Genomic DNA, 14,892 nt, shown 5'->3' with positions numbered 1-14,892 from the left:
AATCCGCCGCGCAACTCGCAACTCGCAACTTGTCCTAAGCAGCACGTGCCTGGTCGGCAGAGGAGGCTGAGTCGGTTGTCGCTTCGGCGCCGGCTGGAACGGTTGCTACAGCCGTCTGAGGCGAGAATCGGACTCGACCTTCGATTCGGTCAAACACGGATCCAAGCAATCTTGGGTGGCCACAGATGAACGCCCACGCAAGCGCCACCGCAGCCGACCCGAACAGGTCGCTTGCGAAGTGAGCCCCGCACAGAACCCGCTGCAACATCGTGCCGATACACAAGAAGACCGCGATGGGGCGAACCTTGGGCGTCAGTCCCCACAACCCAACGGTCAACGCAGTGGCGGTGGCCAGGGATGCACTGGGGAATGCACGCGTCCCCGGATCGAACGTGGCTAAATGAACGAGCGTCCAATCGAAGTTCCAGATCCAGGCGAACTCGTTGTTGAGTGCATCGAATTGCAAGCTTCCCGGACGCGGACGCATCACAAACACTTTTGCCAGGTTTGCCCACAAACCCGCCCCCAACCCCAGGACCGCCAATCGGGCGACGCCGCGCCGGCGACTGGGCATTGCAAAGACCACCAACCCGATGATCAACAGCACGCCCAGCCCTTGGGAATACAATGCGGCGACACCCAGAACGTTTTGTCCCCAGCCCGGCATCGGGTTCTCGCTGACCCACGTCGCGATGGGCACATCGATCAATGTGGTCAACGGGATCATCAACACCGCCACCATGGATCCCCACAGCAACGTCAATAGACGCAGGCTTCCGAATACAGAATCAGTCGATCGGACTGGCACTGCATCGCGAATCATCGGGATCGTCATGGACGGTTCCGTCGTCGGCTTATTCAAGGCCGAACGGTTCTTCGCGTCACGCGGAACATGGCTCGATTGATCCATCATTTCCTCATCTTCGAAACGAATGTCGAACTCAGCGTTGGATCCGATCCTGTTGAACCGGAACTTCGGCAAGCCTCGTGTTCACGCGTCGTGCAACGACGATGGACCGAGGGTCTTCCTTGTCATTTTCCACAGGCACTTCGGCAACCTGTACCCACTGTTCGCTGCGAAGATCCGCCGGTCGGCGATCTTTGAAATAGCAAACGTATTGGACATCTTGCGACCACGACTCTGCTTCCGTGGCGACGACCGGTATCGTCTGCCCATAGTGGTAGGTGAAGACGTGTGCGATCGTCCCAGCACTTCGCAGTGTCTGCTGCGGCGGAACCTCTGATCGGATCTTGGCAACTTGGTCGCCGATGGCCAGCGTACTATGAATGATCGGGTCGATCGCAATGCCAAAGTAACCGATCCACACGAACGCCCCCATCGCAACCAGACCTTGGAATTCGCGGCCGGCGGCCATCCCCATGGTGCGTTGATTCGATGGCGCGGTTGGCTCGATTGGTTCGCATTTCAGTGCCCGAAACAAGAACACTGCACAGATCGCCGTGGCCCCAAACATGGATACCAAATGCGTCGCATCAACGGACAAAGCAAAAACTTGTGGCCGGATCATGACGACCACCAATCCGATCATTGCGATCATCATGACGGCAAACGACCCCAGCTTGAATCGATGATAACTGCCAATCCATAGCGGCCGACGATTCGCGGAGCATGCCTGCTGCCAATCCATGCATCGCTGAATGGTGATGGCCACCAATACGGCAAAGCATGGGTACATCGGCATGAAGTAGCGAGACTTGGCACCGACCACCCACCACACCGACAAAAAGGTCAACGAGATCGCGAGGATGTGAAATGCAAAGTGTGATTGAAACCGTCGCGAATCTTTCCAGAATCCGGGCATGACAAATGCGAACAAAATCAGCGACCAAGGCAACAGGCAGACCCCGATTTCCAAGGGGTAGGTTGCGACGTGAACCAGCAGTGGAGTCCAGCTGTTGTCGTTGAAGCGAAGCGAAATATCGTTTCGGTACATTTGAATCATCGACTCGGTGCCGACATGCATCCAAAACGGAATGTTCCATGCATTCCAGATCAACAAAAAGACGGCGATCCCCGCGGCGTGCGACCATGTGAAGAGCTGTCGCCATTGGCGTTGCCACAACAAAAACCCAACGACCGAAACCACAAAGTACACCGGCGCCTGCGGCCCCTTGGCCAACATCCCGGCGGCCGCCAGCGCGTACCCGATCGACCAAGTCAGCGTGACATTCCAACGATACGTCCATCCCCAATGCCACAGGATCAGCGATCCACCGACGATGGTGACGTACATCGACTCGGTCTCGCCAAGCCAACCCATCTCCAGAACTTGCCCGAATGTCGCGTAGCACAAGGCAGCCGACGACGCCCCCAAGGGCGACAAAAATTGGCGGGTGTAGCCGTACAGCAACACAATCATCAGCAGCAGCGATAGCACGCTGGGGAAACGGACCGACCATGCGTCGACCTCGCCTCGCAGCATCGCGACACCGGCGATGATCCAGTTCTGCAGCGGTGGCCGACTCAGGAACTCGCGTTGCTGTTCTCGCGGCACGATCCAGTCGCCACTTTCCATCATTTCGATAGCGACCAAACCACGCCGTGTTTCCTCGCCCCGCAGTGGCCGATCGGTCATCCTGCTTAGGTAGGCTACCGCAGCAACAGCGACCAGAATCCAAAGCGTGGCTTCTCGCCACCAACGACTTGACGACTGATCGGGAAGATCGGTCACCCTGCCATCGCAATCCGAGGACGGTGCCATCATCACGCCGCCCTCGAACCAAAATCGCGACGAACTTCTTCGTTGGTGATTTTCAGTTCTGCTGGACGAATCGTTCCGGCCACCGATGGACATTCATCGCTCGTGGAATCCGATTCCTGCTGGCCGCCGCCCGATCGCCCCATCTGGTAGCTGGCAAGCCGTTTCAGATGAGTCAAATAGTTCAGTTGTTCTCTTAGCGACAGCTTGCTTTCGCCGACGGTCCGGTTGGTAAACCGAATCGGTACTTCCTTCACCACATCGAAGTGACACTTGACGATCAGTTCGAGTCCAATTTTGTAACCGATCGGATCCAAGCGTCCGGACGCCTCTTCGAACGCGGTTCTTCGCATCGCAAAGAAGCCAGCCATCGGATCGTTGGCGGATGTGAACGGGCGGGCAAGAGCCGTGGCAATCTTCGAATTGACCCACCGGGCCCAGCCCCAATTTTCGGTAGTGGACCCGCCTTGGACATAGCGACTGCCGATCACCATGTCGACGCGAGGGCACTCGGTAGATGACGCCAACAACGTGTCCACCATCGCAGGAATGCACTCGGGTGGATGCGATAAATCGGCATCCATCACCAATAGGACCTCGCCACGTGCCGATTCGAAACCTCGCAAAACGGCGCTCGATAGGCCTCGTTCCTGCTGCCGAACAATCAATTCAATGGGAATCGAGGAGGGATGTTCCCGACACAACTGCTCGGTCCCATCATTGCTATTGTCATCGACGACCAGAATTTCAGAATTCAGATCCGTCGTCGCCAGTGCACTCTCGATACGCTGAAACAACGCTGTCAGATTGCCCGATTCCCGATAGGTTGGAATGACGATCGAAAGATCATGATAGGGAAATCGCATCAACAGCTCTCCAGAACGGGGGGGTCACCGTGGGGGATTTACCAATTGCAGAGCGCCGTCGACAATACCGCTTGCAAAGAATTTTCCTTATCCCGCCTGTCTAATTTCTTCTGGCGATCGCTCGGATCGTGCATGGCGGCGACGAACGGGTGGACGTTCGACTAGGATCGGAACCCCAGAGACAGAGCCAGCGGGCCCTGTCCCCGACCTTGTCGCAGGGGCAGATCCTGAGTCGCGATGCAGCAAAGACGTTGGAATGTGCCAGAAGGTAGGAACGTGAGCGAAAAAATTGAAGTTTCGGTCGTCATGCCGTGCTTGAACGAAGCCGATACCATCGGGGTTTGCATCCAAAAGGCGACCAGCGCCATGCAGCAGGCTGGGATCTGCGGCGAAGTTGTGATTGCCGACAATGGCAGCACCGACGCGTCCAAATCGATTGCCCAATCCCTCGGTGCCCGCACGGTCGACGTGGCCGAGCGAGGATATGGTGCGGCGTTGATGCAAGGCATCGAATCGGCCCGCGGTCGTTTCGTCATCATGGGCGACGCCGACGACAGCTACGATTTCCTTGAAATCCCTGCTTTCGTCGACCGACTACGTGAAGGGTTTGACTTGGTGCAAGGTTGTCGACTGCCACGCGGCGGCGGGCGAGTCCTGCCCGGCGCGATGCCGTTTTTGCATCGCTGGATCGGCAACCCCGCGCTGTCTTGGTTGGTGCGGATCATGTTCCGCATCCCCATCAACGATGTCTATTGCGGCATGCGCGGGTTCACTCGCCAGTGGTATGACCGACTGGACCTGCGTTCGCCGGGGATGGAGTTCGCGACCGAAATGATCATCAAAAGTGGACTCTACGGCGCATCGATGTCGCAGGTGCCCATCACTCTGCACCCCGATGGACGCCAAGAACACGGCCCCCATCTGCGAACGTTTCGTGACGGATGGCGAACGCTTCGACTGTTTCTCGTTTTCAGTCCCAAATGGACGTTCTTCTTTCCGGGCCTTCTGCTGATCTTGATCGCGTTTGTCGGATACGCCTTGGCGATCCCTCAAATTCGCATCGCCGGCGCGGCCTTGGACGTGCATACCTTGCTGGTCGCTAGTCTGGCGGGCCTGTTGGGATGGCAGTGCGTCATGCTGGCCACACTGGCCAGGATTTTTGCTGCCCGTGAAGGGATGATGCCACCGCTGGATCGGCTAGAAACGTTGACCGTCGAGCGCGGCCTGGGGTTCGGCTTGATCACCATGACGGCCGGGATCGCAATGATCGTGGCGGTGATCGTCCAGTGGTGGAAGGTCGACTTTGGACGACTGGATTATCCACAGACGATGCGGTTGGTCGTCCCCGGAGTCACCTTTGTTGCAATCGGTTTTCAAACAGCGATGTCGGCATTGATGGCCGGTGTGCTGCGGATGCATCGACGACAACGTCCTGCCAGCGAACTGGATGCCGACTTTGCACCTGCATCATCCGCCGAACCAATCACGGTTGCCGATGCACGGGAGTCGACCACGCGATGAATGGACCGATCGCTTGGTACCATGGAAAATACGTTCACCGGCGACGGGTCGACGTGTTACGACGACATTTCTGCGAACTGATTCCCGACGGCGCCCGCGTCCTGGACATCGGGTGTGGGGACGGTTGGCTATCGTCGGAAATCGTGAAGGCGCGTCCAGATGTTTCGATCTGCGGAATGGACGTGCTTGTCCGCCCCGACACTCTGATCGACGTCACCGAGTTCGATGGGGCCACGATCCCACTGCCCACCAACAGCGTCGATGTTGCGATTTTGGTGGACGTACTTCACCACACCCACGATCCAGCCAGAGTGCTGGTCGAAGCGGCGCGTGTGGCCCGCGACCGAGTGGTGATCAAGGACCATTTCCTGCGTGGCATCGCTGCCCAGCAAACGCTGGCCTTCATGGACCAGATCGGCAATTCACGGCACGGCGTAGAGATTCCTTGCAACTACCTCACCCCGGATGACTGGACGGCGTTGTATGACCAAGCCCAGCTGGAGATCACCGAATCGCGACAGAAACTCGGACTCTACCCACCACCACTCAGCTGGCTGTTCGAACGGGGTTTGCACTTTGTTGCCAGCCTGAACACGAAACCGTCTGGCCCCCCAACCGTCAAATCCACCGCGAAGTCCGACCGATGACCGTTGCCCCCACCATCCATCGACACGTCGATGCCGGCGTGACCTGCTGTGATCCGCTTTGGGAAGAAGCCTACCGTCGCTTCGAAACTCCCGAGCAGGAAATCAGCAAGTTCCAAAGTCGGTTGAAGAAGTTCGGCATCACCGACGATCACCCGACCGACGCCCGGCTAGCGGAACTTTTCTGTGGTCGTGGCGGGGGCTTGATCGCACTTGCCGATCTGGGGTTCACCAACCTAACCGGGGTGGACCTGTCACTGACACTGCTGGAACAGTACTGGGGCGCAGACCGCAAAGAACCAGCCGAACTACATCTGGCGGATTGCCGCAGTCTGCCGTTTGCCGATGCATCTTTGGACGCCGTGATCATCCAGGGCGGATTGCACCATTTGCCAAATTTGCCCGCGGATCTTGAATCCACGTTGTCCGAGGTTCGCCGCGTGCTGAGTCCTAGCGGACATCTGTATGTCGTCGAACCGTGGCTAACACCGTTCCTTGCTTTCGTGCACAAAGTCGTCGCCAACCGCTGGGTGCGGCGGTGCTGGGACAAAGGTGACGCATTGGCCCAGATGATCGACCACGAACGCGAAACGTACGAACAATGGCTCGATATGCCCGACAAACTGATGCCTGTTTTCCATGAACACTTTGTGGTGGATCAGCAAATCACCAGCTGGGGGAAATTGCAATTCAAAGGCCGACCACGTTCGTCGCCAAATCCGAATCAAGGCCCCAGGCACTGACCATCAGGCGATCCTGATTTCAGATCACCTGATCCGCGACAATCCGGATCGGATCCAAACGCGTTCACAGTGAATGGCAGGTCAGATCAAACGCAGACGCAACCGCTGGGTGCACGATTTTTCCCGCATGCACGTTGATCGATCCTCGCAGCGGACTATCCGACTGGATCACCGATGCGATCCCACCGTCCGCTAAACGCAACAGCCAGGGCTTGGTTGCGTTGCACAGCGCGAATGTACTGGTCCGCCCCACGGCACCAGGCATATTGGCGACACAGTAGTGAACCACTTCATCGATCACGTAGGTAGGTTCGCTGTGAGTTGTCGGTCGGCTGGTTTCAATGCACCCGCCTTGGTCAACGGCGACATCGATCACAACGCTGCCGGATTTCATCCGTTTTAGATCTTCGGCTCGGACCAATCGCGGCGCCTTGGCACCGGGAATCAGCACCGACCCGATCACCAAATCGGCACGTTCGAGTTGTTCCAGAATGTTGTGTCGATCGCTGTACAACGTATTCACGTTGGCCGGCATCACATCGTCCAGGTATCGCAGACGATCCAGATCCACGTCCAGAATGGCAACATCCGCTTGGAACCCGGCCGCAATCCGCGCCGCATTGGCGCCCACGACACCGCCCCCCAAAATCGTGATGTGTGCCGGCGCAACCCCAGGCACGCCGCCCAGCAGAATGCCCCGACCCATCTGTGGTTTCTCGAGATACTTGGCGCCTTCCTGGATGCTCATCCGCCCCGCCACCTCGCTCATGGGTGTCAGCAACGGCAATCGCCCGTGTTGATCGCGAAGCGTTTCGTAGGCCAAACAGGTTGCACCACTGTCGACCATCGCATCGGTCAGAGCTCGGTTGGCGGCAAAATGGAAATAGGTAAAGATCATTTGTCCGCTGCGGACCAACGGAAACTCCACCGGTAACGGCTCTTTGACTTTGACGATCAAATCCGCTTGTGCGAAAACGTCCGCCCCTTCGCCAACCATTTCGGCGCCCGAGCGAAGGTAGTCGTGGTCGGCGATCCCGCTGCCCAAGCCTGCGTTTGCTTCGACCAATACACGATGTCCTCGTGCAATGGCTTCCTCCACCGCCACCGGCAGCATGGCTACTCGATACTCGTCTGATTTGATTTCGCGGGGCACGCCAATGATCATTTGTGTTGACTTTCGAAAGAACGTTTCGGGATGGGTGACGCAACAGGTGCAGCTACAGTTTAGGCCGCCCAGCAACCACGAAAAAACCTTCGCACTGTCAAACCAGTGCGAAGGTTTCTAGATGAACCTAAGTTCAATTTTGATTCCAGGACATTCTGCCCTACAGAACACTGCCTAGGTCGACGACTTCCTTCGCACCGCGTGTTCCCATTGCTCCCCAAATCCCATAGGGGCTTCCTTCACCATTGGTGGCTGGCGCAGCGGTTTGGGTTCCGGCATCAATGCTTTCGGTAATGAATTGCACCGAACCGTCACCCATCAAGATATGAGCTCCGCCTTGATGTCGACTGCTAGCCGTCGAAATTCCCTGCGTTGCGTCGTTACCTGAAAAACAATTCAAACCATTCGGTGGTTTGATCGTCATGAACGACGTGTATTGGATTCGACCGTCGGCCCAACGACCTCCACGAATCTGATTCCCTGTACCTAGATTCCCTGGCAGGTTCGCATCGGTTTGCCAGAACTGTGGCCGCAGCGGATCAATCCCGGCGTCACAGAACGAGGGGTTGGTGATGATGTCCGTTCCCGCGTTCAACTGGAACTCTGCGATCAATTCGCGTGCACCGATGGTGGTGGCCACTTCGCCCATCGCCACGGTGTTTGACAAACCATCCAACACGTCACGAAAACGAGTGGTGTGACGTGACCAGAACATACCGCGATTACGAGCGCGGGCGCTGGTGGCCCAACCCGTGTTGTCAGTCAGTCCACGCGCCTTGATGTTGGCCTCGGGATTGAAGATGTCCGAGTGCTGCTGATAGTGCCCCGCCTCGTTGCGTCCGCCGGAGTGAACCAGGTTCATTCCGTCGCCCAGACAGAACGCAAAGTTCGACCGCCCCAGCGCGGGCAAACCGACACCAGGGTCGCTTGGACAACGTAACGTCGGAATGTTGGTCATCCAGGGTTCGTACTGTGTGAACCAACCGCCTGGCCCCATGGCTGGAAAGTCAACCGTTCCGTCTTTGTCGGAATCGTAAGGATTCGAAATCACTTCCCACAAACCCTGCTGTTCGATGAACGGCGTCAGGGGAACCAAACCGCTTAGATAATTCCGATTGATGATGTTCGGTGCGCCGGCATACTGAGCCGTCGTTCCACCCAATTGCTGCGGCAGCGCATTGAACGCCGAGTGATAGTTGTGCAGCCCCAACCCCATCTGTTTGAAATTGTTACTGCAGCTCATCCGTCGTGCGGCTTCGCGAGCCGCCTGGACCGCTGGCAACAACAATCCAACCAACACGCCAATGATGGCGATCACCACCAACAGTTCCACCAACGTGAAACCTTCTCTGGAAACCCGTTTCATAAGAAAACACCCCAATCAAACTAAGAATAATGCCGACGATTGCATCGGCGCAAAATCACAGTCCAACAGTCGCTGCTGGCTTGCCCCCAAGACGATTCAAAATTCTTCGGTGTACTGATCTGACTCCGCTTTCTGCTCGGGTGTCATCTCGTTCGGATCAGCCGCTGCGTTGCTGCTAGTGCTAGACGCACCACAACCGACCATGACCACGACAAATGCCCCCAACAAAACCCAATGAACGAACCTACGCATCGCAACTCCTAGCAATGAAAGAAAAGAATGGTGATTGCCGACGAAAATGCGGCTAGCAGGATTCCACGAACCGCGTCAAAGGGAATCTACCCCGCCGTAGAGGGCAAAAACAGCATAATTATTCCCCGACAAACCCAAATCCGAGGAAACACCCTCAAAAGATGAAATCATTCGAGTACGAAACGGCATATGGCAGATCTAGGAAGTCGCATCACAGCAGCGACGCGTCGACATCCCGGCAAGGCCCGACAAGTGCCTTGCCCGGATAGCGCCTGGCCACCACGGACGCAGCGGGCCAATCCCGGTATCGAACCTGAATACCGCGTGCCAAGATTCGAGGGGACGGACACTGGCACCTGGAATCGCACTGCTTGATGACGATTCCGGGCGTTGACGAGCGGCGAATCCAAGGATGGCGTGGCTTCCTCGAGACTTTTCATTCCGACAATCATCGAACCCGACACTACCCAAGCGGGGGAGATCGCAAGATCCAAATTCGCTAGATCAGACCCGCGTCTTTTGCACTTCGCGCCTCGTGCGATAACGCATCCACCAGCGACGTTAGCCGGGAACCGAGCTGGTCCATGATCGGGTCCGTTTGACCGCGCGGTGCCCGTTGGGGCGGGACCACGATCGCCTCGTCGCACTGGATCACCGCTTTCAGCGGCACACGAACATCCGCCCGGCCGAAGAACGTTTCCTGCATCCGTTGGATGGTTTCGACGATTCGGGTGTCGGTCACTTGGTCGGCATCCAGATAACAATCCGGGTACGACATCAGGTCTTGGGCAAGATTGGCGGCTCGTGATTCACGCTGATATCGTTCCTGCAATTGATCGGCAGCTCCCTCACCGATGCAGCGAAAATACTGTGTCACCGTCTCGGTTCGAATCACACGCACACGACTGCGAATGTCCGAATCGAACTCGGCTCGCGTCGCGAAACTTTCGACGGTCAAACCCGAAGGCCCGGCCGAAGCGAGGTGACCCTTCACGGAATCGCTCGAAACAGAATCACCCAAACGGGCACCGTCTGCGTGGGTGTCGGCGGCAGGGAACAGTCCCAATCGCAATTCACTTTGCTGCAGGATGTGCAGGATCAGGCGGTCGCGCCGCGTTCGCAGATCGCCTGTTTGAGAGGTGCCGAAGTACTCGATTTCTTTCAGAGCCAACAATCCTTCGGCCAACCGGATCGTACGATCCAAGATGGAAGCGCCGACGGGGCGACGCCAACCCAGATGCGTTTCCAGTTGGGACAGTTGCGTCTGAGCCCAATCGTTGATCTTTCCGACACACAAATATTTGATCGCGATGGGGTGCATCACCAATTGGCCACCACATTCCTTATCGCGGCGACGCGCGGCCGCGCGGGCGATGAAGGCAACGCCTTCCAACAGCGGCTTCAGCACGTCGTTGGTGCGGTTAGTGGTCCCCTCGGGGAACAGGATCAGCGGACGTTCGGCTGCCGCCAAAACTTCGATCGCCATCTCCAGCGACGCGCGGTCACTGCCTTCGCGATTGATGCTGAAGCCACCCATTTTTCGGATCGCGAACGAATCGAATGCCCCCACATTGAAAAGATGCCAGGACGCCATCGCGAACACATGGCTTCCCAGTTGGCGGGCCGGCCAACCGATCACCAACGGGTCGGCGTAACGACAATGGTTGGGGGCCAGCAGGATACCGTCCCCGCGCTGCTTCGACGCACGCCAATGATCCAGCCCACGACATTCGTGTTGGACCACGCCTTCTTTGCGAGCCAGGTACAGATCGACAATGCGAAAGGTCTGGATGAACGAAGGCCACGCATTGCCGCGATGGGGCGGCACAAATTGGTAAGGCCGATCAAGAACAACAGTCATCGGCGGCTAGCTTGTCACCCGGGCCAAAAAGAATCCGATCGCCAGCGCGATGATGAACAGCGCCGTCACCAACGCGCCGACCAACATCGGGTCCATCCCGGATTTGCCCGCTAGATTGGGACGTCGACCGCTGCTGGATCGTGACGGGTCACCGAAACCACGATCCTGGTGGACGTCCGAATTACTGCTATCCAGTGGCCGAGCGCCAGATTTCGAACCACCGCTTCGGCTAGAACCTGCGCCGCCCGAGCGCGAACCAGTGCGGGCCCCGACGCGGCTGTCCGGGCGGTACCCCGATTCCAGCTGAAGGTCCAAGAAACTGCCATCGATCAAATCCGGCCGTTGGTTCACGTTGACCAATCGACCGCTGTCGCTTGCGCTGAGGCCCTTGCCACGAAGCAACTCGCTTCGCGCGGCGGCTAAGGTATCGTCGTTTTTGTTGGTGATGGTATCGCCGTTGCCGATGCCCGACCGTTCCAAATCTTCCAGCGAGATCGAAGACGACCCTGATCCGTCCAGGTTCGCACGTTGGGCGATGCCAGCTGCGATTCGGACTTTTTCGGGAACAGCGACCGCGAACTTCTCTAGCACTTCGGCGACATCGCCGGCTGACTGATAGCGGTACTTTGGATCCTTTTGGATCATCTTGGTACAGATGCCTTCGAGTTCGCCGGGACAGTCCGGGCGAATTTGGCGAACCGGAGTCGGCATCTCGGTCTGGTGTTTGGCGATCCGCTGTGCCAGCGTGCCATCACTGAAGGGTGGCTTTCCGGTCAACAGATAATAAAGCGTACAGCCGAGTCCATAGATATCGGCGCGGTGGTCGACGCCGTGCGAATTGAGCGCCTGTTCGGGAGCCAGGTAGTCGGCGGTCCCCAGCACATTTTCGTTGTTGGCAACCGTCAACGATTCGTCATCGCCGGCGGCAACCAATGCCAACCCCATGTCTAGCAAGCGTACTTTGCCTTCGGGATCGATCAGCAAGTTGGCCGGTTTGACGTCACGATGGATGACGCCTTTGCTATGGGCATGTTCCAAGCCCCGCGCCGCTTGGGCCGTGATTTGGGCAGCGAAGGCAAATCCCATGGCACCATCCCGTTTGACCAATTGGTGCAGATCCAAACCGTCGACGTACTCCATCACGATGTAATGGACGTCGTCCACATTATCGATGTCGTAGGCCATCACGATGTTGGGGTGGTTCAGCGACGCGATCGCTTTGGCTTCCAGTTGAAATCGGGCCAAATACGTCGCATCTTTGACACGGCTCTTGGGCAGGACCTTGATCGCCCGCTTGTCACCCATCTGGATGTGTTCGGCAACATAAACGCTGCTCATCCCGCCGGTGCCCAGGTGACCGAGCAGCTTGTACTTGCCTAGGAAGAAGCCTTTGTATTTTCCGGCCAACAACTTTTCGATGTGCCAAGCCGTCAGCAGTCCTTCTTTCTTGAACAGCCCGGCAAGCTTCTTGGGACTCGAAGGCAGACCACCCTCTAATTTTTCGCGCACCTTCGCGATCAGCCGATCGGTGGCTTTAGAATCAACGAGGCCGCTTTTAGCGACGATCTCGAGAAATCGTTGCGAAGTGAGCTGTTGCTGCGACATGGGCTGCCGGCCGTGACCCCATGGAGAGTTATGCGATGGTGTGACAAGATAACAGGTTTGGCAGGGCAAGTTTAGCGAATCAACGCATTCCCCAAGACTTCCCAACACGCCCTTTCTGCAGTCTAGTCATAATTCCGTCCGGTTGCGACGTATTCCTGCCCATCCGTGATCCGCAAAATCGAGGCTTTGCGTTGTCAAACGACGCCGATTGTTCTGACACCGCCGCTATCCCGCTAGGGAACCAGCGGTTGGGCCTGATGATGAAGTACTGGCACCCGGGCAAAGTGAAGACGCGATTGGGTGCAACCATCGGCTATGAACAAGCTGCCAATCTTCATCGTTTTTTCGTTCGTCAACTCTGCGATGCCCTGCCCAAATGCGGATCCGCCCGGTCTCTGGTCCTCGCTGACCGAAGCGATGCCGATGCACTGCAGCAGGCTATCCAAGCATGGCAGGTTGGCAACCAATGGGACGTCGAATTCCAATGCCCGGGTGACCTTGGCAACCGAATGGAAGCTTGGTTTCGCACCCATTTGACGGCGGATTCAACCGATCCATCCACTGCCGCAACCGATCATCCCCATTCGGCGATCCTGATCGGTGCCGATTGCCCACTGCTAAACCAATCTTCCATCGACGCTGCATGGCGGACGCTGGAACACGCCGATGTCGTCTTAGGCCCCGCCGTGGATGGTGGCTATTACCTGATCGGCATTCGCGGTAGCAGCGAAACGTTGCCGGCGATCCACACCTGGTTTTCGGATGTCCCGTGGAGCACCGATCGTGTGCTTCCCATCACACTGCAACGCATTCGACAATCCGGACACAAGGTGGTCCTGCTTGAACCTCGCGAAGACATCGACACAATCGACGAACTGACACGGCTTTGCCAGCAGCTTCGGTCCCAGCAATCCCACGCCGATGCGTCGACGGACCTGCTTTTGAAATCGATTGAATCGGTGCTGCCAACCGGATCCCCCCCAGGACACCCATCATGAATCATCGCATCCTGATCGTCGGCGGCGGCGTCGTCGGACTCAGTTTGGCATGGGAACTGGCCCAACGAGGCCAATCGGTCACGCTTGTTGAACGTGACAAAGTTGGCAAAGCCACGTCATGGGCGGCGGCTGGAATTCTGCCACCGGCCAACCTGGCCAAAGCAACCGATCCCATCGACCAACTGCGTGGCCTGTCCCATCAATTGTTCCCCCAATGGGCGCGGCGATTGGAATCCATCACGGGAATCGATCCTGGTTTCCGACGCTGCGGCGGGTGGTACCTTGCCGACACACCGGGGGAGCGTGCGTCCATGGTCGGGATGACCGGATACTGGGACGGGCTAGATATCCGCTGCGAACCGGTCGATCCCCAGGAAGTCGCCCGGCGTGAACCTGCGATCGCCCGTTGGATCGGGCGCCAAACCGACGCCGGTCGTCCGGCGGCAGCCGCGTGGTGGGTTCCCGACGAACACCAAGTGCGTGCACCGCACTACCTGCAAGCGTTGGCGAAAGCCTGTCAGCAATGCGGCGTCACCTTTGTCGAAGATTCGACGGTCGACGATTTGCGAAGCTCCGACCAGTCCAGCGCCGCTCGGTGCAATGGGCAATGGCTGGAAGCCGATGCGATCGTGGTGTGTGGCGGATCCTGGACCGGCCGGGTTGCCGAGATGTTGCAATTGCAACAGTCGATCGTCCCCATTCGCGGACAAATCGTGTTGTTGAAGACGGACAAACCACGACTCTCTAGCATCGTCAATGTCGGACATCGATATGTGATGTGCCGTGACGATGGGTCGACATTGATCGGTTCGTGCGAGGAAGAAGTCGGGTTCCAACCCGGCACCGACGAAGCAACACTGGACATGCTGCGTTCATTCGCCATCGATCTGGTCCCCGAATTGGAATCGGCCACCTTCGTCAAAGCTTGGTCGGGGTATCGTCCATTGACCTTTGATGGGTTTCCCATGATCGGAAAAGTTCCCGATCACCCCAACCTGTATGTTGCCTCGGGTCACTTCCGTAGCGGACTGCACCTTTCGCCCGGGACCGCAGTCGCCTTAGCCGATGTGATCACCCAACAAAAACCAGCGATCGATCTGTCGACCTTTCGAGTCGGCAAACAGCAATCTCACACTCCACAGCGATAACCT

General features: G+C 57.5%; 13 protein-coding genes. 5 read left to right on the top strand and 8 right to left on the bottom strand.

The features are described from left to right. Positions 1 to 34: 34 nt before the first annotated feature. The 3 genes from K227x_RS04995 to K227x_RS04985 form a co-directional block, all read right to left on the bottom strand. Positions 35 to 835: a phosphatase PAP2 family protein gene (locus K227x_RS04995; protein WP_218933783.1), complete on the bottom strand. Its 801-nt coding sequence runs from the start codon at positions 833 to 835 to the stop codon at positions 35 to 37. A 106-nt stretch (positions 836 to 941) separates the two neighbouring features. Beyond that, complete coding sequence (locus tag K227x_RS04990) at positions 942 to 2,726, bottom strand: ArnT family glycosyltransferase (RefSeq protein ID WP_218933782.1); 1,785 nt, start codon at positions 2,724 to 2,726, stop codon at positions 942 to 944. Continuing rightward, on the bottom strand, positions 2,726 to 3,586 hold the full coding sequence (locus K227x_RS04985; protein ID WP_145168456.1) for a polyprenol monophosphomannose synthase: 861 nt from the start codon (positions 3,584 to 3,586) through the stop codon (positions 2,726 to 2,728). The genes K227x_RS04990 and K227x_RS04985 overlap by 1 nt, the downstream gene beginning before the upstream one ends. A 276-nt stretch (positions 3,587 to 3,862) precedes the next feature. Here K227x_RS04985 and K227x_RS04980 point away from each other — a divergent pair, with 276 nt between their 5' ends. Genes K227x_RS04980 through K227x_RS04970 form a run of 3 tightly spaced genes read left to right on the top strand, consistent with a single transcriptional unit; the run spans position 3,863 to position 6,494 of the window. Next, the gene (locus tag K227x_RS04980; RefSeq protein WP_218933781.1) at positions 3,863 to 5,107 is read left to right on the top strand and encodes a glycosyltransferase family 2 protein; all 1,245 of its coding nucleotides are present in this window, start codon (positions 3,863 to 3,865) and stop codon (positions 5,105 to 5,107) included. Beyond that, positions 5,104 to 5,754: a class I SAM-dependent methyltransferase gene (locus K227x_RS04975; RefSeq protein ID WP_145168453.1), complete on the top strand. Its 651-nt coding sequence runs from the start codon at positions 5,104 to 5,106 to the stop codon at positions 5,752 to 5,754. The genes K227x_RS04980 and K227x_RS04975 overlap by 4 nt, the downstream gene beginning before the upstream one ends. Next, positions 5,751 to 6,494, top strand: a complete 744-nt coding sequence (locus tag K227x_RS04970; protein ID WP_145168451.1) for a class I SAM-dependent methyltransferase — start codon at positions 5,751 to 5,753, stop codon at positions 6,492 to 6,494. The genes K227x_RS04975 and K227x_RS04970 overlap by 4 nt, the downstream gene beginning before the upstream one ends. A gap of 64 nt (positions 6,495 to 6,558) precedes the next feature. Here K227x_RS04970 and ald read toward each other — a convergent pair whose 3' ends face one another. The 5 genes from ald to K227x_RS04950 form a co-directional block, all read right to left on the bottom strand. Further along, positions 6,559 to 7,659, bottom strand: coding sequence for an alanine dehydrogenase (gene ald, locus K227x_RS04965; RefSeq protein WP_145168449.1), 1,101 nt, complete (start codon positions 7,657 to 7,659; stop codon positions 6,559 to 6,561). Between the two features lie 160 nt (positions 7,660 to 7,819). Next, positions 7,820 to 9,025, bottom strand: coding sequence for a DUF1559 family PulG-like putative transporter (locus K227x_RS04960; protein ID WP_145168447.1), 1,206 nt, complete (start codon positions 9,023 to 9,025; stop codon positions 7,820 to 7,822). Between the two features lie 96 nt (positions 9,026 to 9,121). Then, positions 9,122 to 9,277: a hypothetical protein gene (locus K227x_RS30255; protein ID WP_218933780.1), complete on the bottom strand. Its 156-nt coding sequence runs from the start codon at positions 9,275 to 9,277 to the stop codon at positions 9,122 to 9,124. 499 nt (positions 9,278 to 9,776) lie between these two features. Continuing rightward, entirely contained in the window at positions 9,777 to 11,138 is a 1,362-nt protein-coding gene (locus K227x_RS04955; RefSeq protein WP_145168445.1) for a lysophospholipid acyltransferase family protein, read from the bottom strand. A gap of 6 nt (positions 11,139 to 11,144) precedes the next feature. Then, positions 11,145 to 12,647 carry a serine/threonine protein kinase gene (locus tag K227x_RS04950; protein WP_246146540.1) on the bottom strand — a complete coding sequence of 501 codons (1,503 nt, stop codon included), beginning with the start codon at positions 12,645 to 12,647 and terminating at the stop codon, positions 11,145 to 11,147. A gap of 287 nt (positions 12,648 to 12,934) precedes the next feature. Between K227x_RS04950 and K227x_RS04945 the strand changes: the two genes are divergently transcribed. After that, complete coding sequence (locus tag K227x_RS04945; protein WP_145168441.1) at positions 12,935 to 13,741, top strand: TIGR04282 family arsenosugar biosynthesis glycosyltransferase; 807 nt, start codon at positions 12,935 to 12,937, stop codon at positions 13,739 to 13,741. Next, positions 13,738 to 14,889, top strand: a complete 1,152-nt coding sequence (gene thiO, locus K227x_RS04940) for a glycine oxidase ThiO (protein ID WP_145168439.1) — start codon at positions 13,738 to 13,740, stop codon at positions 14,887 to 14,889. The genes K227x_RS04945 and thiO overlap by 4 nt, the downstream gene beginning before the upstream one ends. Positions 14,890 to 14,892 lie beyond the last annotated feature (3 nt).

The organism is Rubripirellula lacrimiformis (assembly GCF_007741535.1).
GTDB classification, from domain to species: domain Bacteria; phylum Planctomycetota; class Planctomycetia; order Pirellulales; family Pirellulaceae; genus Rubripirellula; species Rubripirellula lacrimiformis.
This window is presented reverse-complemented; position numbering and strand designations above follow the sequence as displayed.